The sequence below is a fragment of the Chromobacterium subtsugae genome, assembly GCF_001676875.1.
Lineage (GTDB): Bacteria > Pseudomonadota > Gammaproteobacteria > Burkholderiales > Chromobacteriaceae > Chromobacterium > Chromobacterium subtsugae.
Map to the genome: position 1 here is coordinate 73,299 of NZ_JYKA01000002.1, position 15,188 is coordinate 88,486.

Consider the following 15,188-nt stretch of genomic DNA (forward strand, 5'->3'; position numbering starts at 1 on the left):
GATGGCCAGACCGCGCCCGGCCTCAGTGCTGGCAGTGGCGCTCCAGCGCGTCGATGTAGAGGCCGGCGACGTTGATGCCGGTCTGGTCCATGATTTCACGGAAGCAAGTGGGGCTAGTAACGTTGACCTCGGTCAGGTAGTTGCCGATCACGTCGAGGCCAGCCAGCAGGATGCCGCGTTTCTTCAGCTCCGGCCCTACCGTCTCGGCGATCTGGCGGTCGCGCTCGGACAGCGGCCTGGCTTCGCCGCGGCCGCCGGCGGCGAGGTTGCCTCGGGTTTCGCCGGCGGCCGGGATGCGCGCCAGGCAGTGGTCCACCGGCACGCCGTCTATCACCAGGATGCGCTTGTCGCCATCGCGGATTTCCGGAATGTAGCGCTGCGCCATGATGGTGCGCTTGCCGCGCCAGGTGATGGTTTCAATGATGACCGACAGGTTGGGATCGTCCGGCTTGACGCGAAAGATGCTGTCGCCGCCCATGCTGTCCAGCGGCTTCAGGATCACGTCCTGGTGCTGCTTGACGAAGGCGCGCAGCCGGTGCGCTTCGCCGCTGATCAGCGTCGGCGAGATCAGCTCCGGGAAATTCAGGATCGCCAGCTTCTCGTTGAAATCCCGCAGCGCCTGGCCGCTGGTGAACACCTTGACCCCGTGCGACTCCGCCAGCGTGAACAGCTGCGACGCGTACAGATACTCCATGTCGAACGGCGGATCCTTGCGCATCACCACCGCGCTGAAGCCGGTCAGCGGCTGGCGCTGCACTTGCCCCAGCTTGTACCAGTTGGGACGCTCGTCGGTTACCGCCAGATCGTGCGCGTCCACCAGGATGCGCTCGCCCTCCACCGACAGCTGGTGCGCCTCGGCGAAGCTGATGGCGTGGCCGCGGCGATGCGCCTCCTCCATCATCGCGAAGGTGGTGTCCTTGTAGATCTTGAAGTGCTCCAGCGGGTCGGCGATGAACAGTATTCTCATGATGGAATCTTTCCAGTTATGGAGGGCGTAAGCGCCGCGGGCGCGGTTCAGGCGTCCAGTTTGCCTTTCACCCAGGCGGCCAGGTCTTTGCCCAAGGTTTGCGTGCAGCGCTCAAGCACCGAGCAGGAGCCCTTGAAGCCGCCCATGATGCCGCCCATCGAGTCGCGCGAGCCGGTGAAGGTATCCACCAGCTTGCCGTTCTTGTACAGCTTGGCGATCATGGAGACCGACTTGTGGTGGCCGATGAAGGCGTTGCCCATCGACACCACGTTCTCCAGCCGCAGCTTCAGGTAATAGCCGGACTGTTTCAGCTGGTCTTCCGGCGCGGCTTCGGCGCTGATGCCGGCCTCCTCCAGCCCCTTCAGGCTGGCGGCGGCCTGCGCTTCCGGCAGCGCGCACTCGTTGCGGATATTGCTGCTGATGCGCACCGGGTCGCCATATTGCGCCACCGGCGACACCTTCACCACCACGCCATCCGCCAGGCACACGTTCGCCAGCGCCATCAAACCTGCAAAAACCAGTTTTTTCATATTGCCTCTGCTTGTCCGCCGCCGGCGGACCGCCATCCATGGTTGAAAATATTATGCGGGACCGCTGCATGCTTTCCCTGCGGATATTTTACCCCAATACGAATGGCATGGCCCGCCGCGCCGGCGGAGCCTTGCGGCATCAGGCGTCCGGGTCGGTGGCTTCCAGCTCCAGCGAAGCCGCCAGCAGCGCCAGGCGCGAAATCACGCCGTAGGCGTAGAAGCGGTTGGGCGCGCAGTCCGGCAAGCCCTTGCGGTCCGGCAAACATGGCGTCTCGAACGACAGCGGCACGAAGTGCATGCCCGGCGCGTTGAGGTTTTCGTCGATGCCGCGGCCGGTGTGGACGCGGTAGAAGCCGCCGATCACATAGCGGTCCATCATGTAGACCACCGGCTCGGCCACCGCCTCGTTGACGGTTTCAAAGGTGTACACGCCCTCCTGGACGATCACCTCGGACACTTCCAGGCCTTCCTTCACCACCGACATCTTGTTGCGCGCCTTGCGGTTCAGGCCGATCACCTCGTCCGGGCTCTTCACGCTCATCACGCCCATGCCGTAGGTGCCGGCGTCCGCCTTGACGATGACGAAGGGGTCGTTGTCGATGCCGTATTCGCGGTATTTGCGGCGGATCTTGTCCAGCATCTGCGATACCGTCTCCGCCAGTTGCTCCTCGCCGGTGCGGGCGTGGAAATCCAGGCCGCCGCAGCTGGAGAAGTAGGGATTGATCGTCCACGGATCGATGGAAATCAGCCGCGCGAAGTCGTCGCACACCTTGTTGTACGCTTCGAAATGATGGGTCTTGCGGCGCACCGCCCAGCCGGCATGCAGCGGCGGCAGCAGCGTCTGCTCCAGATTTTGCAGCAGATCGGGGATGCCGGCCGACAGGTCGTTGTTGAGCAGCACCACGCAGGGATTGAAGCCGTCGGACAGCACCAGGCGGTTGCCGCGCCGCTCCAGCGGCTCCAGCGTCAGCTTGTCGCCGTTGGCGGACACCAGTTCGGTGATCTCGGTGATTTCCGGGTTCAGCGAACCCAGCCTTACCTTGAGGCCGGCCTGCTCGAAAATGTGCACCAGGGTGGCGACGTTCTGCAGGTAGAAAGTGTTGCGGGTGTGGTTTTCCGGAATCAACAGGATGCTGCGCGCTTCCGGGCAGACCTTGTCCACCGCGCTCTGCGCCGCCTGCACCGCCAGCGGCAGGAATTCCGGATTCAGGTTGTTATGGCCGCCCGGGAACAGGTTCATGTCCACCGGCGCCAGCTTGAAGCCGCTGTTGCGCAGATCGACCGAACCATAGAACGGCGTGGCGTGGGCGTGCCACTGGCTGCGGAACCAGTGTTCGATCTGCGGTTGGGCCGCCAGAATGCGGCTTTCCAACTCGTAAAGAGGGCCGGTAAGTGCGGTGGCCAGGTGCGGAACGGGTGGCATGACTTCCCCTTGCAAGCTACGATCATCAGGATCAATTGATTAATGGTGGGGATGGCGGCCGGCATATTCAAGCCACCCTCTCACTCTTGCCGCGCAACGATCGACGTCAGGGGCGCGCGCCGCCCAGGCCCGAAGCGGGCCAGGCATCGACCACCTGCGTGGAAAAGCATTGCCCAGCGTCACTTTAACCCATCGTCATTACAGAAATTGCGCAACGCCACCCACCGCGCGCGGCGGCTGGCCAATGCGCATCCATTGCCGATGCGACGAGTCCGGAATGTTCCGGGCCTGCAGTTTACCCCGAGCGCCCCGCGCGGGGCTGCGCGCGACCCCGCAATAATACGCTGACATAAATGCCAGTAGAGCAGACCATGCTTATACTCTAGTAGGTCAGCAGCCTTACCTGAAACCCAAATCGGGGACACCGCCGGCATCGCGCCGGAAAATGAAAAAAGCGCCGCGAACGCGGCGCTTTTTCAGCAAAAAACAGCTTACAGCGGCCATTCGTCGCCATAGGCCTGCAGATACAAATCCTTCAGCGAATCCCAATCGAAGAAATGGTTCTGGCAGCCATGGGTGGTCACCTTGATCGCGCCGATCACATTGGCCAGCCGGCCAGTGATCTTCCAATCCACGCCGCGGCTGATGCCCCACAGCAGGCCGGCGCGGAAAGCGTCGCCGCAGCCCATCGGATCCACCGGCTTGATGGGCATCTGCACACGCGGAATCAGGTGCACGGTATCGTCGACATAGATCTCGGCGCCCTTGGAGCCGCGGGTGACGATCAACGCCTTCACCTTCTTGCGCAGGTCGTCGACCGTCAGGCCGGCGCGTTCGCGCATCAACTCGCTCTCGTAATCGTTGATCGCCACATAGCTGGCCAGATCGACGATCTCGTGGATCTCGTCGCGCGACAACAGCGGCAACTCCTGGCCCGGATCGAAAATGAACGGGATCCCGGCCGCCGCCAGCTCGCGCGAATGCTGGATGAAGGCGGTGTAACCGCCCGGCGACAGGATAGCCAACTCGATCGGATCCGGGATGTCGGACACGTGGTTCTCGGTAGCGAAATCCATCGCGCCCGGGTGGAAGGCCATCAGCTGATTGCCGTCCTTGTCGGCAATGCCGAAGCATTGCGGGGTATACTGCTTGCGGATCAGGCGGATGAAGCGGTCATCCACGCCCACCCGTTTCAGGTGCTGCCGGTACGGTTCGAAGTCCTCGCCCACCACGCCCATCACAATCGGCTTCTCGCCCAGCAAGCACAGGCTGTAGGCGATGTTGCCGGCCATGCCGCCGAACTCGCGGCGCATGGTGGGAGCCAAAAAGGTGGTGGAAATCTTGTGCAGCTGATCCGGCAGGATCTGGCTGTCAAAACGGCCATGGAACGAGAACAGGGTATCGTATGCGAGCGCCCCGCAGACGAGGATAGACATGCCCACTCCGCAAAAGAATCAATCGACCATTTTAACATAAAGTTAATTTTTGCAGCAGTCTCGTCCGCCGCAAGTGGCGGAAACGCAAGACAATTCCAATGACATCACAGGATAAGCCGATGAAATCAAAACGCCTGTTCGCCGCCTTGCTGATCGCCGCGCTGCCGCTGGCCGCCCACGCCGCCCCCACGCTGGAGCAAAGCCGCTTCACCGACCTGAACGCCAAGCCCGCCACCACCGCCGCCTACAAGGGCAAGGTGACGGTGCTGAACTTCTGGGCCACCTGGTGCGGACCGTGCCGCGAAGAGATGCCGATGCTGAACGGCCTGCGCAAAAAACTGGCGCCCAAGGGCGTGGAAGTGGTGGGCGTGGCGCTGGACAGCAAGGAGCAGGTGGAACCCTTCGTCAAGCAGCTGAAGATCGGCTATCCCATCCTGCTGGGCAACGACGACACGCTGGATCTGATGCGCAGCCTGGGCAACAAGACCGGCGGCCTGCCGTACACGCTGGTGCTGGACCGCAGTGGCAAAGTCGCCGCCGCGTTGACAGGAAAACTGGATGAAAAGCGGCTGGAAACCGCCATCAAGCCTTATCTGTAAGAATTGCGCCACAGATCGCTCCAAACAACCGGCATGCGCCATCCTGCAACAGGATTTTTACGATACAATTGAAAATCAACGGGGATGGCGCCGCCATTCGCTATCGAGCGTCTGTGTCGCCCACGGCTTTGCCATGGCGCCGCCGCGCAAGCTGCGTGAAAAGCGAGACCAACCGATGGTAATGCCATGACGCCTATGGAACCAATGGCGTCTGGCCCCATTCCAAACCGTTGAAGCGCCCAAGCGGGGAAGTTGCCTGGACATCCATCCGCGTACCCGGTCCGGCGCGCCGGCAGTTTTCAGATTAGCGATGTTTTTGGTTATGCCAAGGCCCAGCGGTCCGCCTGGCCCCCGAGTTGGATATCGAAACAGAACACTATGCTGCTTATTCTCTTCTCCGCCCTATTCACCTCGTTCATCTTGGCGATACTGGTGGTGCGCTACAACTACCTGCACAGCAAATACTCGGCTGACAGCGATATGGCAGGCATCCAGAAATTCCACGCCTGTCCTGTTCCCCGCATCGGCGGCATTCCGATCTTCCTGGGCTTTTCGGTCGGACTGACGGTCGCCGGCGTACTCCACGCCTCCGTCGAGGCGCTGTACTTCATGCTTGCCTCCCTGCCCGCCTTCGCATTTGGCCTGACGGAGGACTTGACCAAAAGAATCGGTCCGCTGCCTCGCCTGCTCGCCACTTTCGTCTCCGCGGCGCTAGTCTTTTACCTGCTGCACGGCAGCATCAACCGTGTCGAGATCCCCTGGCTGGACCACCTGCTCGCCAACTACGCGCCCTTGGCCTTCCTGTTCACGATTTTCGCCGCCGGCGGCGTGGCTCACGCGTTCAACATCATCGACGGCTACAACGGCCTGTCCGGCACGGTGGCCATTCTCACCCTGCTGGCGCTCGCTTACGTGGCCTTCAAGGTCAACGACTCATTCCTGATCGCGCTTTGCTTCGCCATGATAGGCGCGATATCGGGCTTCCTGCTGCTCAACTTCCCTCGCGGCCTGATTTTCGCCGGCGATGGCGGCGCCTACCTCACAGGATTCGCCGTCGCGGAGATTTCCATCCTACTGATCGCCAGGCATCCCAATGTCTCGCCGTGGTTCCCTCTGCTGGTGGTCATTTATCCGGTCTTCGAGACCGTGTTCACCATTTACCGCCGCAAGTTCCTGCAGAAGCGCTCCATCGGCCACCCGGATGCGCTGCACCTGCACCAGATCATCTACAAAAGAGTGGTGCTGTGGATGGTGGCGTCCAAAGAAGCCAAGCACCTGACCCAGCGCAACAGCATGACTTCGCCGTATCTGTGGGCGCTATCCTCCAGCTCCGTCTTGCCAGCGATGCTGTTCTGGAACCAAAAGTACGTGCTGATGGCTTTCGCCGCGCTCTTCGTGCTCAGCTACACCTATCTGTACAAATCGATCGTCCGCTTCCGCACCCCGCGCTGGATCATGATCAATGAGCAGATCAAGCAGCAATCGCCGGTCGGCGCCAGTACCGCGGCCAATCCACAGCGCAGCTCCTGACGCGCATCCAGGAGAGCGGATGGTCTCCGCCATCTCTCTCCGCCCCTCCCGACAACACTCTCCCAACAGCACCCGCCAAGCAGGGCCTGCCTAGGCCCTCGTTCCCAAGCCCATTCGCCACGGCTCTAACACGCACTAGCCAACCTCAGCCCGCCACTCTCGCTCTCTGGCCGCTGACGCCCCGTAGCCTCGTCGCCATTGGCTCCGATCATCCACCCATGAAAAAAGCCGGCGCACACGCGCCGGCTTTTCGCTTTGCCACTCAGGCCATCAAGCCAGACGGCCGTGGCACTGCTTGTACTTTTTGCCGCTGCCGCACGGGCACAGGTCGTTGCGGTTGATGCGCAGGCCTTGCGAGGCCAGCGCTTCCGGCGACAGCGGATTGTCCTCGTCGTCGCCCAGCGCCGAACCCGGCTCGGCATGCTGCATTTCAAACTCCGGCAGCGCGTGCGGCTCCACCGCCTCCACGTCTTCCTGGCCGCGGATCTGCACCGTCATCAGCACTTGCACCACGCTGCGCTTGATGCGCTCCAGCATGTCGGCGAACAGCTCGAAGGCCTCGCGCTTGTACTCCTGCTTCGGGTTCTTCTGCGCGTAGCCGCGCAGATGGATGCCCTGGCGCAGATGGTCCATCGCCGCCAGGTGTTCGCGCCAGTGGTTGTCCAGCATCTGCAGCACCAGGCTGCGTTCGAACTGGCGCATCACGCCGTCGCCGGCCTGCTCCACCTTGGCCTGGTAGGCCGCGGCGGCCAGATCGATGATGCGCTGGCGGATATGTTCGATGTCCAGGGTGGTTTCAGCCTGCATCCAGGCCGCCACCGGCGCCTCCAGCAGGAAGTCGGCGGCCAGCGTCTTCTCCAGGCCGGCCAGGTCCCACTGCTCTTCCAGCGATTCCGGCGGCAGATGCAGGTCGACCAGATCGGAGATCACGCCTTCGCGCATGTTCACCACCACGTCGGACACGTCCTCTTCCACCAGGATTTCGCTGCGCTGCTGGTAGATCACCTTGCGCTGGTCGTTGGCGACGTCGTCGTATTCCAGCAATTGCTTGCGGATGTCGAAGTTGCGGCCTTCCACCTTGCGCTGGGCGTTTTCGATCGAGCGGGTCACCCACGGGTGCTCGATGGCCTCGCCTTCCGGCATCTTCAGCCGGTCCATGATGGCGGCGACGCGCTCGGAGGCGAAGATGCGCAGCAGCGGGTCTTCCAGGCACAGGTAGAAGCGGGACGAGCCCGGGTCGCCCTGGCGGCCGGAACGGCCGCGCAGCTGGTTGTCGATGCGGCGCGATTCGTGGCGTTCGGTGCCGACGATATGCAGGCCGCCGGCTTCCAGCACCGCGGCGTGACGTTGCTTCCAGTCGGCGCGGATGGCCTCTACCTTGGCGTTTTTCTCGGCGTCGGACAGGCTGTCGTCAGCGCGCACCGCCTTGATTTCCGGTTCCGGATTGCCGCCCAGCACGATGTCGGTGCCGCGGCCGGCCATATTGGTGGCCACCGTGATCATGCCGGGACGGCCGGCCTGCACCACGATGTCGGCTTCGCGGGCGTGCTCCTTGGCGTTCAGCACGTTATGCGGCAGCTTGGCCTTGTGCAGCAGCTCGGACACCAGCTCGGAGTTTTCGATGCTGGTGGTGCCCACCAGCACCGGCTGGCCGCGCTCGTGGCAGTCCTTGATGTCGGCCAGGATGGCGTCGTACTTCTCCTTGGCGGAGCGGTACACCTTGTCCTGCGCGTCCTTGCGCACCATAGGCTTGTTGGTGGGGATCACCACGGTTTCCAGGTTGTAGATGCTCTGGAATTCGTAGGCCTCGGTGTCGGCGGTGCCGGTCATGCCGGACAGCTTGCCGTACAGACGGAAGTAGTTCTGGAAGGTGATCGAGGCCAGCGTCTGGTTCTCGCGGTTGATCTCCACGCCTTCCTTGGCTTCCACCGCCTGGTGCAGGCCATCGGACCAGCGGCGGCCGGCCATCAGGCGGCCGGTGAATTCGTCGACGATCACCACTTCGCCGTCCTGCACCACGTAGTGCTGGTCCAGGTGGAACAGCGCGTGGGCGCGCAGCGCGGCCATCAGGTGGTGCATCAGCGTGATGTTGGTGGCCGAGTACAGGCTGTCGCCTTCCTTCAAGAGGCCCATGCGGGTGAGGATGTCCTCGCTGTGCTCGTGGCCGGCTTCCGACAACAGCAGGCTGTGGGCTTTTTCGTCCACCCAGTAGTCGCCTTCGCCTTCTTCGGTTTCCTGGCGCTTGAGCAGCGGCGGCACCGCGTTCATGCGCTGGTACATGTCGATGTTGTCGTCGGCCGGACCGGAGATGATCAGCGGCGTGCGCGCCTCGTCGATCAGGATGGAGTCCACCTCGTCCACCACTGCGAAGGCCAGCTTGCGCTGCACCTTTTCTTCGACGCTGAACACCATGTTGTCGCGCAGGTAGTCGAAGCCGAATTCGTTGTTGGTGCCGTAGGTGATGTCGCAGGCGTAGGCGGCCTGCTTGTCGTCATGGGCCATCTGCGACAGGTTCACGCCCACCGACAGGCCGAGGAAGTTGTACAGCGGCGCCATGATGCCGGCGTCGCGACTGACCAGGTAGTCGTTGACGGTCACCACGTGCACGCCGTCGCCGGACAGCGCGTTCAGGTACACCGCCAGCGTCGCCACCAGGGTCTTGCCTTCGCCCGTTTTCATTTCCGGGATCTTGCCGTAGTGCAGCGCCATGCCGCCGATCAGCTGCACGTCGAAGTGACGCATGCCCATCACGCGGCGCGAGGCTTCGCGGCAGACGGCGAAGGCTTCGGGCAACAGGTCGTCCAGCGTCTCGCCCTTGGACAGGCGCGCGCGGAATTCATCGGTCTTGGCGGCCAGCGCCTCGTCGGACAGCGCTTGCAGGCCCTGTTCCAGGGCGTTGATGCGTACCACCGTCTGGCGGAACTGCTTCAGCAGACGATCATTGCGGCTGCCGAATACCTTCTTGAGTAGCGAGGAGATCATGTAATCGAATCCAGAAACCAGCGGGCCGGAAAGTGTGTCCGCAAAAAATGCTGAAAAGTGTAGCACATTCGCAGACAAGGTTATGGGGGCATCCATGCGCCACATCAAGAGCAGGGTAACAAACAACTGTTGGTTTTAGGCTACGCCGTCCGCCACGCAAATAGAGCAAACGCTCGATTCAATTGACCGAACCATTCATGCTGCTTAAATATTTGCCGGCGATAATGCGCGATTTTGCGAAACCTGCGGCATACATTCTCTGGAGAAACGATGGACAGGCGGCAATTTCTGAAGTGGGGCAGTTTCCTGACGGTGTCGGCGGCCAGCGCCGGACTGAGCGGATGCATAGGCGACGACAGCGGCAGCAGCGCGGGCGGCAGAAACCTGAACGCCGCCGGCAAGCGCTTCGACCTGGGCGTGGCTTCCGGCGATCCGCGTCCGGACAGCGTCGTGCTGTGGACTCGCGTCGACGGCGGCGACGGCAGCAACCCGCTCGCCGTCACCGTGCAGCTGTCGGACAAGGCCGACTTCTCCAATCTGCTGGTCAATCAGAGCCTGAGCGCCGATCCCGGCTGGGACTATACGGTGCGCCACAAGGTCACCGGCCTGTCCGCCGCCACCTTCTACTATTACCGCTTCCTCACCGGCAGCGTGGTCAGCGCCGCCGGCCGCACCAAGACCGCGCCGGCGGCCGGCAGCTCGCCGGCGCAGCTGAAATTCGCCTACATCACCTGCCAGGACTGGAGCGTCAACCACTGGGGCGCCTTCGATGAAATCGCCCAGCTGGACCTGGACTTCGTCATGCATGTCGGCGACTACATCTACGAAACCGTCGGCGCCGGCTTCCAGACCGGCGGCAACGAAACCCGCCATCCGCCGCTGACCCTGCCCAACGGCACCCGGCGCGCCGACGGCGCGATCTACGCCACCACGCTGGCCGACTACCGCTACCTGTACAAGAGCTACCGCGCCGATCCGCGCATCCAGGCGGTGCACGCCAACTTCCCGGTGATCTCGATCTGGGACGACCACGAATTCTCCGACGACTGCTGGCAGGACCGCCAGGTCTACTATCCGGGCGAAGACGACACCCCCAACACACCGCGCCGCCGCAGCGCCAACCAGGCCTGGTTCGAGTACACGCCGGCCGATGTCAGCATCGATCTGGCCAATCCGTCGTTCCAGAACATCCAGATCTACCGTAGCTTCGATTTCGGCAAGCTGGCCACGCTGGTGATGACCGACCAGCGGCTGTACCGCGCCGACCACATCATCTCCGAAGACTCAGTCCCCAATACCGGTCTGGCCAATATCGGCAGCCGCTATTTCGTGCCGCAGGCGCTGCTGTCGGCCACCGAAGCCGCCAAGATCGCCGCAGCCGGCGGCGACCTGCAGCCGGTGTCCATCCTGGGCGACAGCCAGCGCGCCTGGTGGCAGCAACAGATGCAGGGCGCCGCCGGCGCCTGGAAGCTGTGGGGCAACGAAGTGTCGCTGCTGAGAATGGGCGTGGACGGCACCCAGGCGGTGGCCGGCATGCTGGCGCAGGGCCTGGCCCCGGCGCTGGCGCAGAACTTCGCCCTCAATCTAAGCGCCCCCCAGCTGCAACAGCTGGCCGGCGCGCTGTACCTGGACCTGAAAGCCGCCGACGTCAGCGGCGCCACCCCGGCGCTGACTTACGCCAACACCCAGCCCTTGCTCGCCGGCTTCAGCGCCGCCATTTCCGCGCCGGTATTCGCCGCCGCGCTGAAGCCGGCGCTGGACGCCGCGCTGCCGCCGTCGATGCTGCTGAACCAATACATCCTCAACGCCGACCAGTGGGACGGCTACAACGCCGAGCGCAAGGCGCTGATGGCCTTCCTGAAAACCAACAACATCGGCAATGTGGTGGGCATCACCGGCGACATCCACGCCTTTTTCGCCGGCCAGGTGATGGACGACTTCGACGCCGCCAGCCCGACCCCGGTGATGGTGGACCTGGTGACCGCCGGCATCTCCAGCAACTCCTTCTTCAGCTATTTCAAGAACGTGGTGGACACGGTGCCGGCCTTCGCCAAGGCCAAGCCGCTGATCTACCAGACCGCGAACGGCCAGACGGTCAACACCTTCACCGCCACGCTGCAAACCTTCAACCCCTGGCTGAAATACGCCGACAGCGACGCCCAGGGCTACGCGGTGGTGACGCTGACGCCGGCCAAGCTCAGCTGCGCCTTCCACAAGATGGCCAAGCTGGTCGGCGGCGTCGCGCCATCTCCCGCCACCGCCAGCGTCCAGACCGTGGAAGTGCTGGCCGGCGCCCCGGTGGTCAACGTGCTGTGACGCGGCCGCGCCGCCGCCCGGCGACAGCCGGCGCGGCGGCGCCCTCCCCAACCGTTTGCCCTAGTACATTTCGTCACAAAATACCCACGATACGCCCCGGTTTTTCACATCCGTTTTATACCTTCTCTGGTAGCATCCATGCCCTGAACCGGGGCGTTCCCGGCAACGAACCGACACCGCGCTCTCCCGCCGGGACCGGATATGGCCGCCATGGCGCCGCCTCCCGTTCCAGAGTTGTCATAATACAAGCGGGCCGCCCGCCGCCCAGCCGGCCGCGGCCAGCGCAATCCCCTAAACCGGAGAGGCCAGATGACCACCGCTGTCCGCCATTTCATGCCCGCCACCGCGCGGAGGCTGATACCCAACCGCTGGGATCTGATCGCGTTTCCGCTGATCCTGGGTTTTCTGTTGCTGGCCACCAGCGGCATCCGCGAAACCTGGGCGCCGATCACCGCGCTGCAGACCGTGCCGATCACGCTGGACCCCGGCAACCTGCCGGAATACGCGCTGCGCACCACTTTGCGCATGCTGGCCGCCATGGCGGCGGCCCTGGTGTTCACGCTGATTTACGGCACGCTGGCGGCCAAGAGCCGCCGCGCCGGCCTGCTGTTGGTGCCGATACTGGACATCCTGCAGTCGGTGCCGGTGCTGGGCTACATCTCGTTCACCGTCACCTTCTTCCTGGCCTTGTTCCCCGGCCGGGTGCTGGGCGCGGAATGCGCGGCCATCTTCGCCATCTTCACCAGCCAGGCCTGGAACATGACCTTCAGCTTCTACCAAAGCCTGCGCACCGTGCCACGCGACCTGGAGGAAGTCTCGGTCAACCTGCGCCTGTCGCCGTGGCAGAAATTCTGGAAGCTGGAAGTGCCGTTCTCGATGCCGGGCATGATTTGGAACATGATGATGAGCATGTCCGGCGGCTGGTTCTTCGTGGTGGCGTCGGAGGCGATCACCGTCGGCGACAAGACCGTCACCCTGCCCGGCGTCGGCTCCTACCTGGCGATGGCGATCCAGGACAAGAACCTGGCCGCCGTCGGCTGGGTGATCCTGACCATGACCGTGGTGATCTTGGTCTACGACCAGTTCCTGTTCCGCCCGATGGTGGCCTGGGCTGACAAATTCCGCCTGGAGGACACCGCCAGCCAATCCGCGCCGGAATCGTGGGTGCTGAACCTGATCCAGCGCACCCATTTCATCCAGCAGCTGCTCAAGCCCTTCGGCAAGCTGATCAAGACCATCGCCCGGCTGCGGCTGAATGTCAGCCTGCCCAAGGGCATCCATTCCGAAGCCCACACCCCGGTGTCGCGCGGCATCGATGTGGTGTGGTGGTTCGGCGTGGCGATGCTGGCCATCTACAGCGCCAACATCCTGGTGCACTTCATCGCCCGCGAAGTGGGCGTGGCGGAGGTGCTGCGGGTGCTCGGCCTCGGCCTGATCACGCTGGTGCGCGTCAGCCTGCTGATCGTGCTGGCCTCGGTGGTCTGGGTGCCGCTGGGCGTGCTGATCGGCCTGCGTCCGGCGCTGGCGGAAAAAATCCAGCCGCTGGCGCAGTTCCTGGCCGCCTTCCCGGCCAACCTGCTGTTCCCGGTGTTCGTGGTGTTCATCGTCCATTTCAAGCTGAACCCCGACATCTGGCTGTCGCCGCTGATCGTGCTGGGCACCCAGTGGTACATCCTGTTCAACGTGATCGCCGGCGCCAGCGCCTTCCCCAACGACTTCCGCGAGGCGGCGGCCAATTTCCGCATCCGCGGCTGGCAATGGTGGCGCAAGGTGATGCTGCCCGGCATCTTCCCCTACTACGTCACCGGCGCGATAACGGCATCGGGCGGCGCCTGGAACGCCAGCATCGTTTCCGAATTCGTGTCCTGGGGCAACGACAAGGTGGTCGCGCACGGCCTGGGCGCCTACATCGCGCAGACCACCGCCGCCGGCGACTACCCGAAGATCCTGCTGGGCATCGTCACCATGTCGCTGTTCGTGGTGCTGTTCAACCGCCTGCTGTGGCGTCCGATGTACGCCATCGCCGAAAACAAACTCCGTCTCAACTAAGGGGCAAGCATGACTCACGACACCACCACCCCGGGACAAGAAATCTTCAAGCTGAAGAACGTCTGCCGCGGCTTCGCCAAGGGCAGCGACGAGATCCAGGTGCTGGACGACGTCAACCTGACGCTGCACGAGGGCGAGATCGTCGGCCTCCTGGGCCGCTCCGGCTCCGGCAAGTCCACGCTGCTGCGCATCATCGCCGGCCTGATCCAGCAAAGCAGCGGCGAGGTCAACTATCGCGGCAAGCCGCTGACCGGCCCCGCCGAAGGCGTGGCGATGGTGTTCCAGACCTTCGCGCTGTTCCCGTGGCTGACCGTGCTGCAAAACGTCGAGGCCGGCCTGGAAGCGCTGGGCGTGGAGCCCAAGGAGCGCCGCAAGCGCGCGCTGGCCGCCATCGACCTGATCGGCCTGGACGGCTTCGAAAACGCCTACCCGCGCGAACTGTCCGGCGGCATGCGCCAGCGCGTCGGCTTCGCCCGCGGCCTGGTGGTCAACCCGACGCTGCTGCTGATGGACGAACCGTTCTCGGCGCTGGACGTTCTGACCGCCGAGACGCTGCGCACCGACATGCTGGACCTGTGGAGCGACAAGCAGTTGCCGATCAAGTCGGTGCTGATCGTCACCCACAACATCGAGGAAGCGGTGTTCATGTGCGACCGCATCCTGGTGCTGTCGTCCAACCCCGGCCGCGTGGTGGCCGAGATCAAGGTGCCGTTCCCGCACCGCCGCAATCGGCTGGACCCGGCCTTCCGCAAGATGGTGGACGACATCTACGCGCTGATGACCGCGCGCCGCAGCGCCCACACGCTGCACAAGCTGCCGCTGGAAATCGGCAGCCACCTCGGCGAGGTGTCCACCAACCTGATGGCCGGCCTGATCGAGGAAGTGGCGCAGGCGCCTTACTTCGGCAAAGCCGACATGCCGGAAATCGCCGAGAAGCTGCGGCTGGAGGTGGATGATCTGTTCCCGGTGGCGGAAATCCTCGAACACCTGGGCTTCGTCGAACTGAAGGACGGCGATATCCTGCTGACCGCCGCCGGCAAGCTGTTCGCCGACTACGGCACCCAGGAGCGCAAGGTGCAGTTCGCCGAACACCTGCTGCGCCACGTGCCGATGGCCGCCCACATCCGCAAGGTGCTGCAGGAGCGCCCCGGCCAGCGCGCGCCGCGCTTGCGCTTCGCCCAGGAGCTGGAAGACTCGCTGTCCGACCAGGCGGCGGAAGAAACGCTGGACACCGTGATCAGCTGGGGCCGCTACGCCGAGATCTTCTCCTACAACGACCACACCGAAACCTTCAGCCTGGAGGATGTGGAGGGCGGCCAGTAAACCCTCCCGCCGCCAAGAACACGACGGGCGCCC

General features: G+C 63.7%; 10 protein-coding genes. 5 read left to right on the forward strand and 5 right to left on the reverse strand.

All coding sequences use genetic code 11. The annotated features are described in order from the left end of the window. Positions 1 to 22: 22 nt before the first annotated feature. The 4 genes from gshB to MY55_RS02640 form a co-directional block, all read right to left on the reverse strand. Complete coding sequence (gene gshB, locus MY55_RS02625; protein WP_043571888.1) at positions 23 to 967, reverse strand: glutathione synthase; 945 nt, start codon at positions 965 to 967, stop codon at positions 23 to 25. 47 nt (positions 968 to 1,014) lie between these two features. Beyond that, positions 1,015 to 1,497: a hypothetical protein gene (locus MY55_RS02630; protein ID WP_047243103.1), complete on the reverse strand. Its 483-nt coding sequence runs from the start codon at positions 1,495 to 1,497 to the stop codon at positions 1,015 to 1,017. Between the two features lie 139 nt (positions 1,498 to 1,636). Next, on the reverse strand, positions 1,637 to 2,920 hold the full coding sequence (gshA, locus tag MY55_RS02635) for a glutamate--cysteine ligase (RefSeq protein ID WP_043571886.1): 1,284 nt from the start codon (positions 2,918 to 2,920) through the stop codon (positions 1,637 to 1,639). Positions 2,921 to 3,411: 491 nt separating this feature from the next. Next, positions 3,412 to 4,356: a carbohydrate kinase family protein gene (locus tag MY55_RS02640; protein WP_043571885.1), complete on the reverse strand. Its 945-nt coding sequence runs from the start codon at positions 4,354 to 4,356 to the stop codon at positions 3,412 to 3,414. Positions 4,357 to 4,475: 119 nt separating this feature from the next. Between MY55_RS02640 and MY55_RS02645 the strand changes: the two genes are divergently transcribed. Together MY55_RS02645 and MY55_RS02650 are read left to right on the forward strand one after the other, a co-directional pair. After that, positions 4,476 to 4,955, forward strand: a complete 480-nt coding sequence (locus MY55_RS02645) for a TlpA family protein disulfide reductase (RefSeq protein ID WP_043571883.1) — start codon at positions 4,476 to 4,478, stop codon at positions 4,953 to 4,955. Between the two features lie 378 nt (positions 4,956 to 5,333). Beyond that, a complete protein-coding gene (locus tag MY55_RS02650; RefSeq protein WP_052941682.1) occupies positions 5,334 to 6,485 on the forward strand; it encodes an MraY family glycosyltransferase in 1,152 nt (383 codons plus the stop codon). A gap of 270 nt (positions 6,486 to 6,755) precedes the next feature. Here MY55_RS02650 and secA read toward each other — a convergent pair whose 3' ends face one another. Further along, the gene (secA, locus tag MY55_RS02655; protein WP_043571882.1) at positions 6,756 to 9,467 is read right to left on the reverse strand and encodes a preprotein translocase subunit SecA; all 2,712 of its coding nucleotides are present in this window, start codon (positions 9,465 to 9,467) and stop codon (positions 6,756 to 6,758) included. Between the two features lie 270 nt (positions 9,468 to 9,737). Here secA and MY55_RS02660 point away from each other — a divergent pair, with 270 nt between their 5' ends. From MY55_RS02660 to MY55_RS02670, 3 genes are all read left to right on the forward strand, one after another. After that, positions 9,738 to 11,783 carry an alkaline phosphatase D family protein gene (locus MY55_RS02660; protein ID WP_043571879.1) on the forward strand — a complete coding sequence of 682 codons (2,046 nt, stop codon included), beginning with the start codon at positions 9,738 to 9,740 and terminating at the stop codon, positions 11,781 to 11,783. Positions 11,784 to 12,092: 309 nt separating this feature from the next. Beyond that, entirely contained in the window at positions 12,093 to 13,832 is a 1,740-nt protein-coding gene (locus tag MY55_RS02665) for an ABC transporter permease (protein WP_043571877.1), read from the forward strand. Positions 13,833 to 13,841: 9 nt separating this feature from the next. Then, complete coding sequence (locus MY55_RS02670) at positions 13,842 to 15,155, forward strand: ABC transporter ATP-binding protein (protein ID WP_047236181.1); 1,314 nt, start codon at positions 13,842 to 13,844, stop codon at positions 15,153 to 15,155. Positions 15,156 to 15,188 lie beyond the last annotated feature (33 nt).

Excerpts from the sequence above, each read along its gene's own strand:
- MY55_RS02645 (WP_043571883.1), top strand. The coding sequence starts at position 4,476 with ATGAAATCAAAACGCCTGTTCGCCGCCTTGCTGATCGCCGCGCTGCCG.
- MY55_RS02650 (WP_052941682.1), top strand. The coding sequence starts at position 5,334 with ATGCTGCTTATTCTCTTCTCCGCCCTATTCACCTCGTTCATCTTGGCG.
- gshB (WP_043571888.1), bottom strand. The coding sequence starts at position 967 with ATGAGAATACTGTTCATCGCCGACCCGCTGGAGCACTTCAAGATCTAC.
- MY55_RS02670 (WP_047236181.1), top strand. The coding sequence starts at position 13,842 with ATGACTCACGACACCACCACCCCGGGACAAGAAATCTTCAAGCTGAAG.
- MY55_RS02660 (WP_043571879.1), top strand. The coding sequence starts at position 9,738 with ATGGACAGGCGGCAATTTCTGAAGTGGGGCAGTTTCCTGACGGTGTCG.
- MY55_RS02630 (WP_047243103.1), bottom strand. The coding sequence starts at position 1,497 with ATGAAAAAACTGGTTTTTGCAGGTTTGATGGCGCTGGCGAACGTGTGC.
- secA (WP_043571882.1), bottom strand. The coding sequence starts at position 9,467 with ATGATCTCCTCGCTACTCAAGAAGGTATTCGGCAGCCGCAATGATCGT.
- MY55_RS02665 (WP_043571877.1), top strand. The coding sequence starts at position 12,093 with ATGACCACCGCTGTCCGCCATTTCATGCCCGCCACCGCGCGGAGGCTG.
- gshA (WP_043571886.1), bottom strand. The coding sequence starts at position 2,920 with ATGCCACCCGTTCCGCACCTGGCCACCGCACTTACCGGCCCTCTTTAC.
- MY55_RS02640 (WP_043571885.1), bottom strand. The coding sequence starts at position 4,356 with ATGTCTATCCTCGTCTGCGGGGCGCTCGCATACGATACCCTGTTCTCG.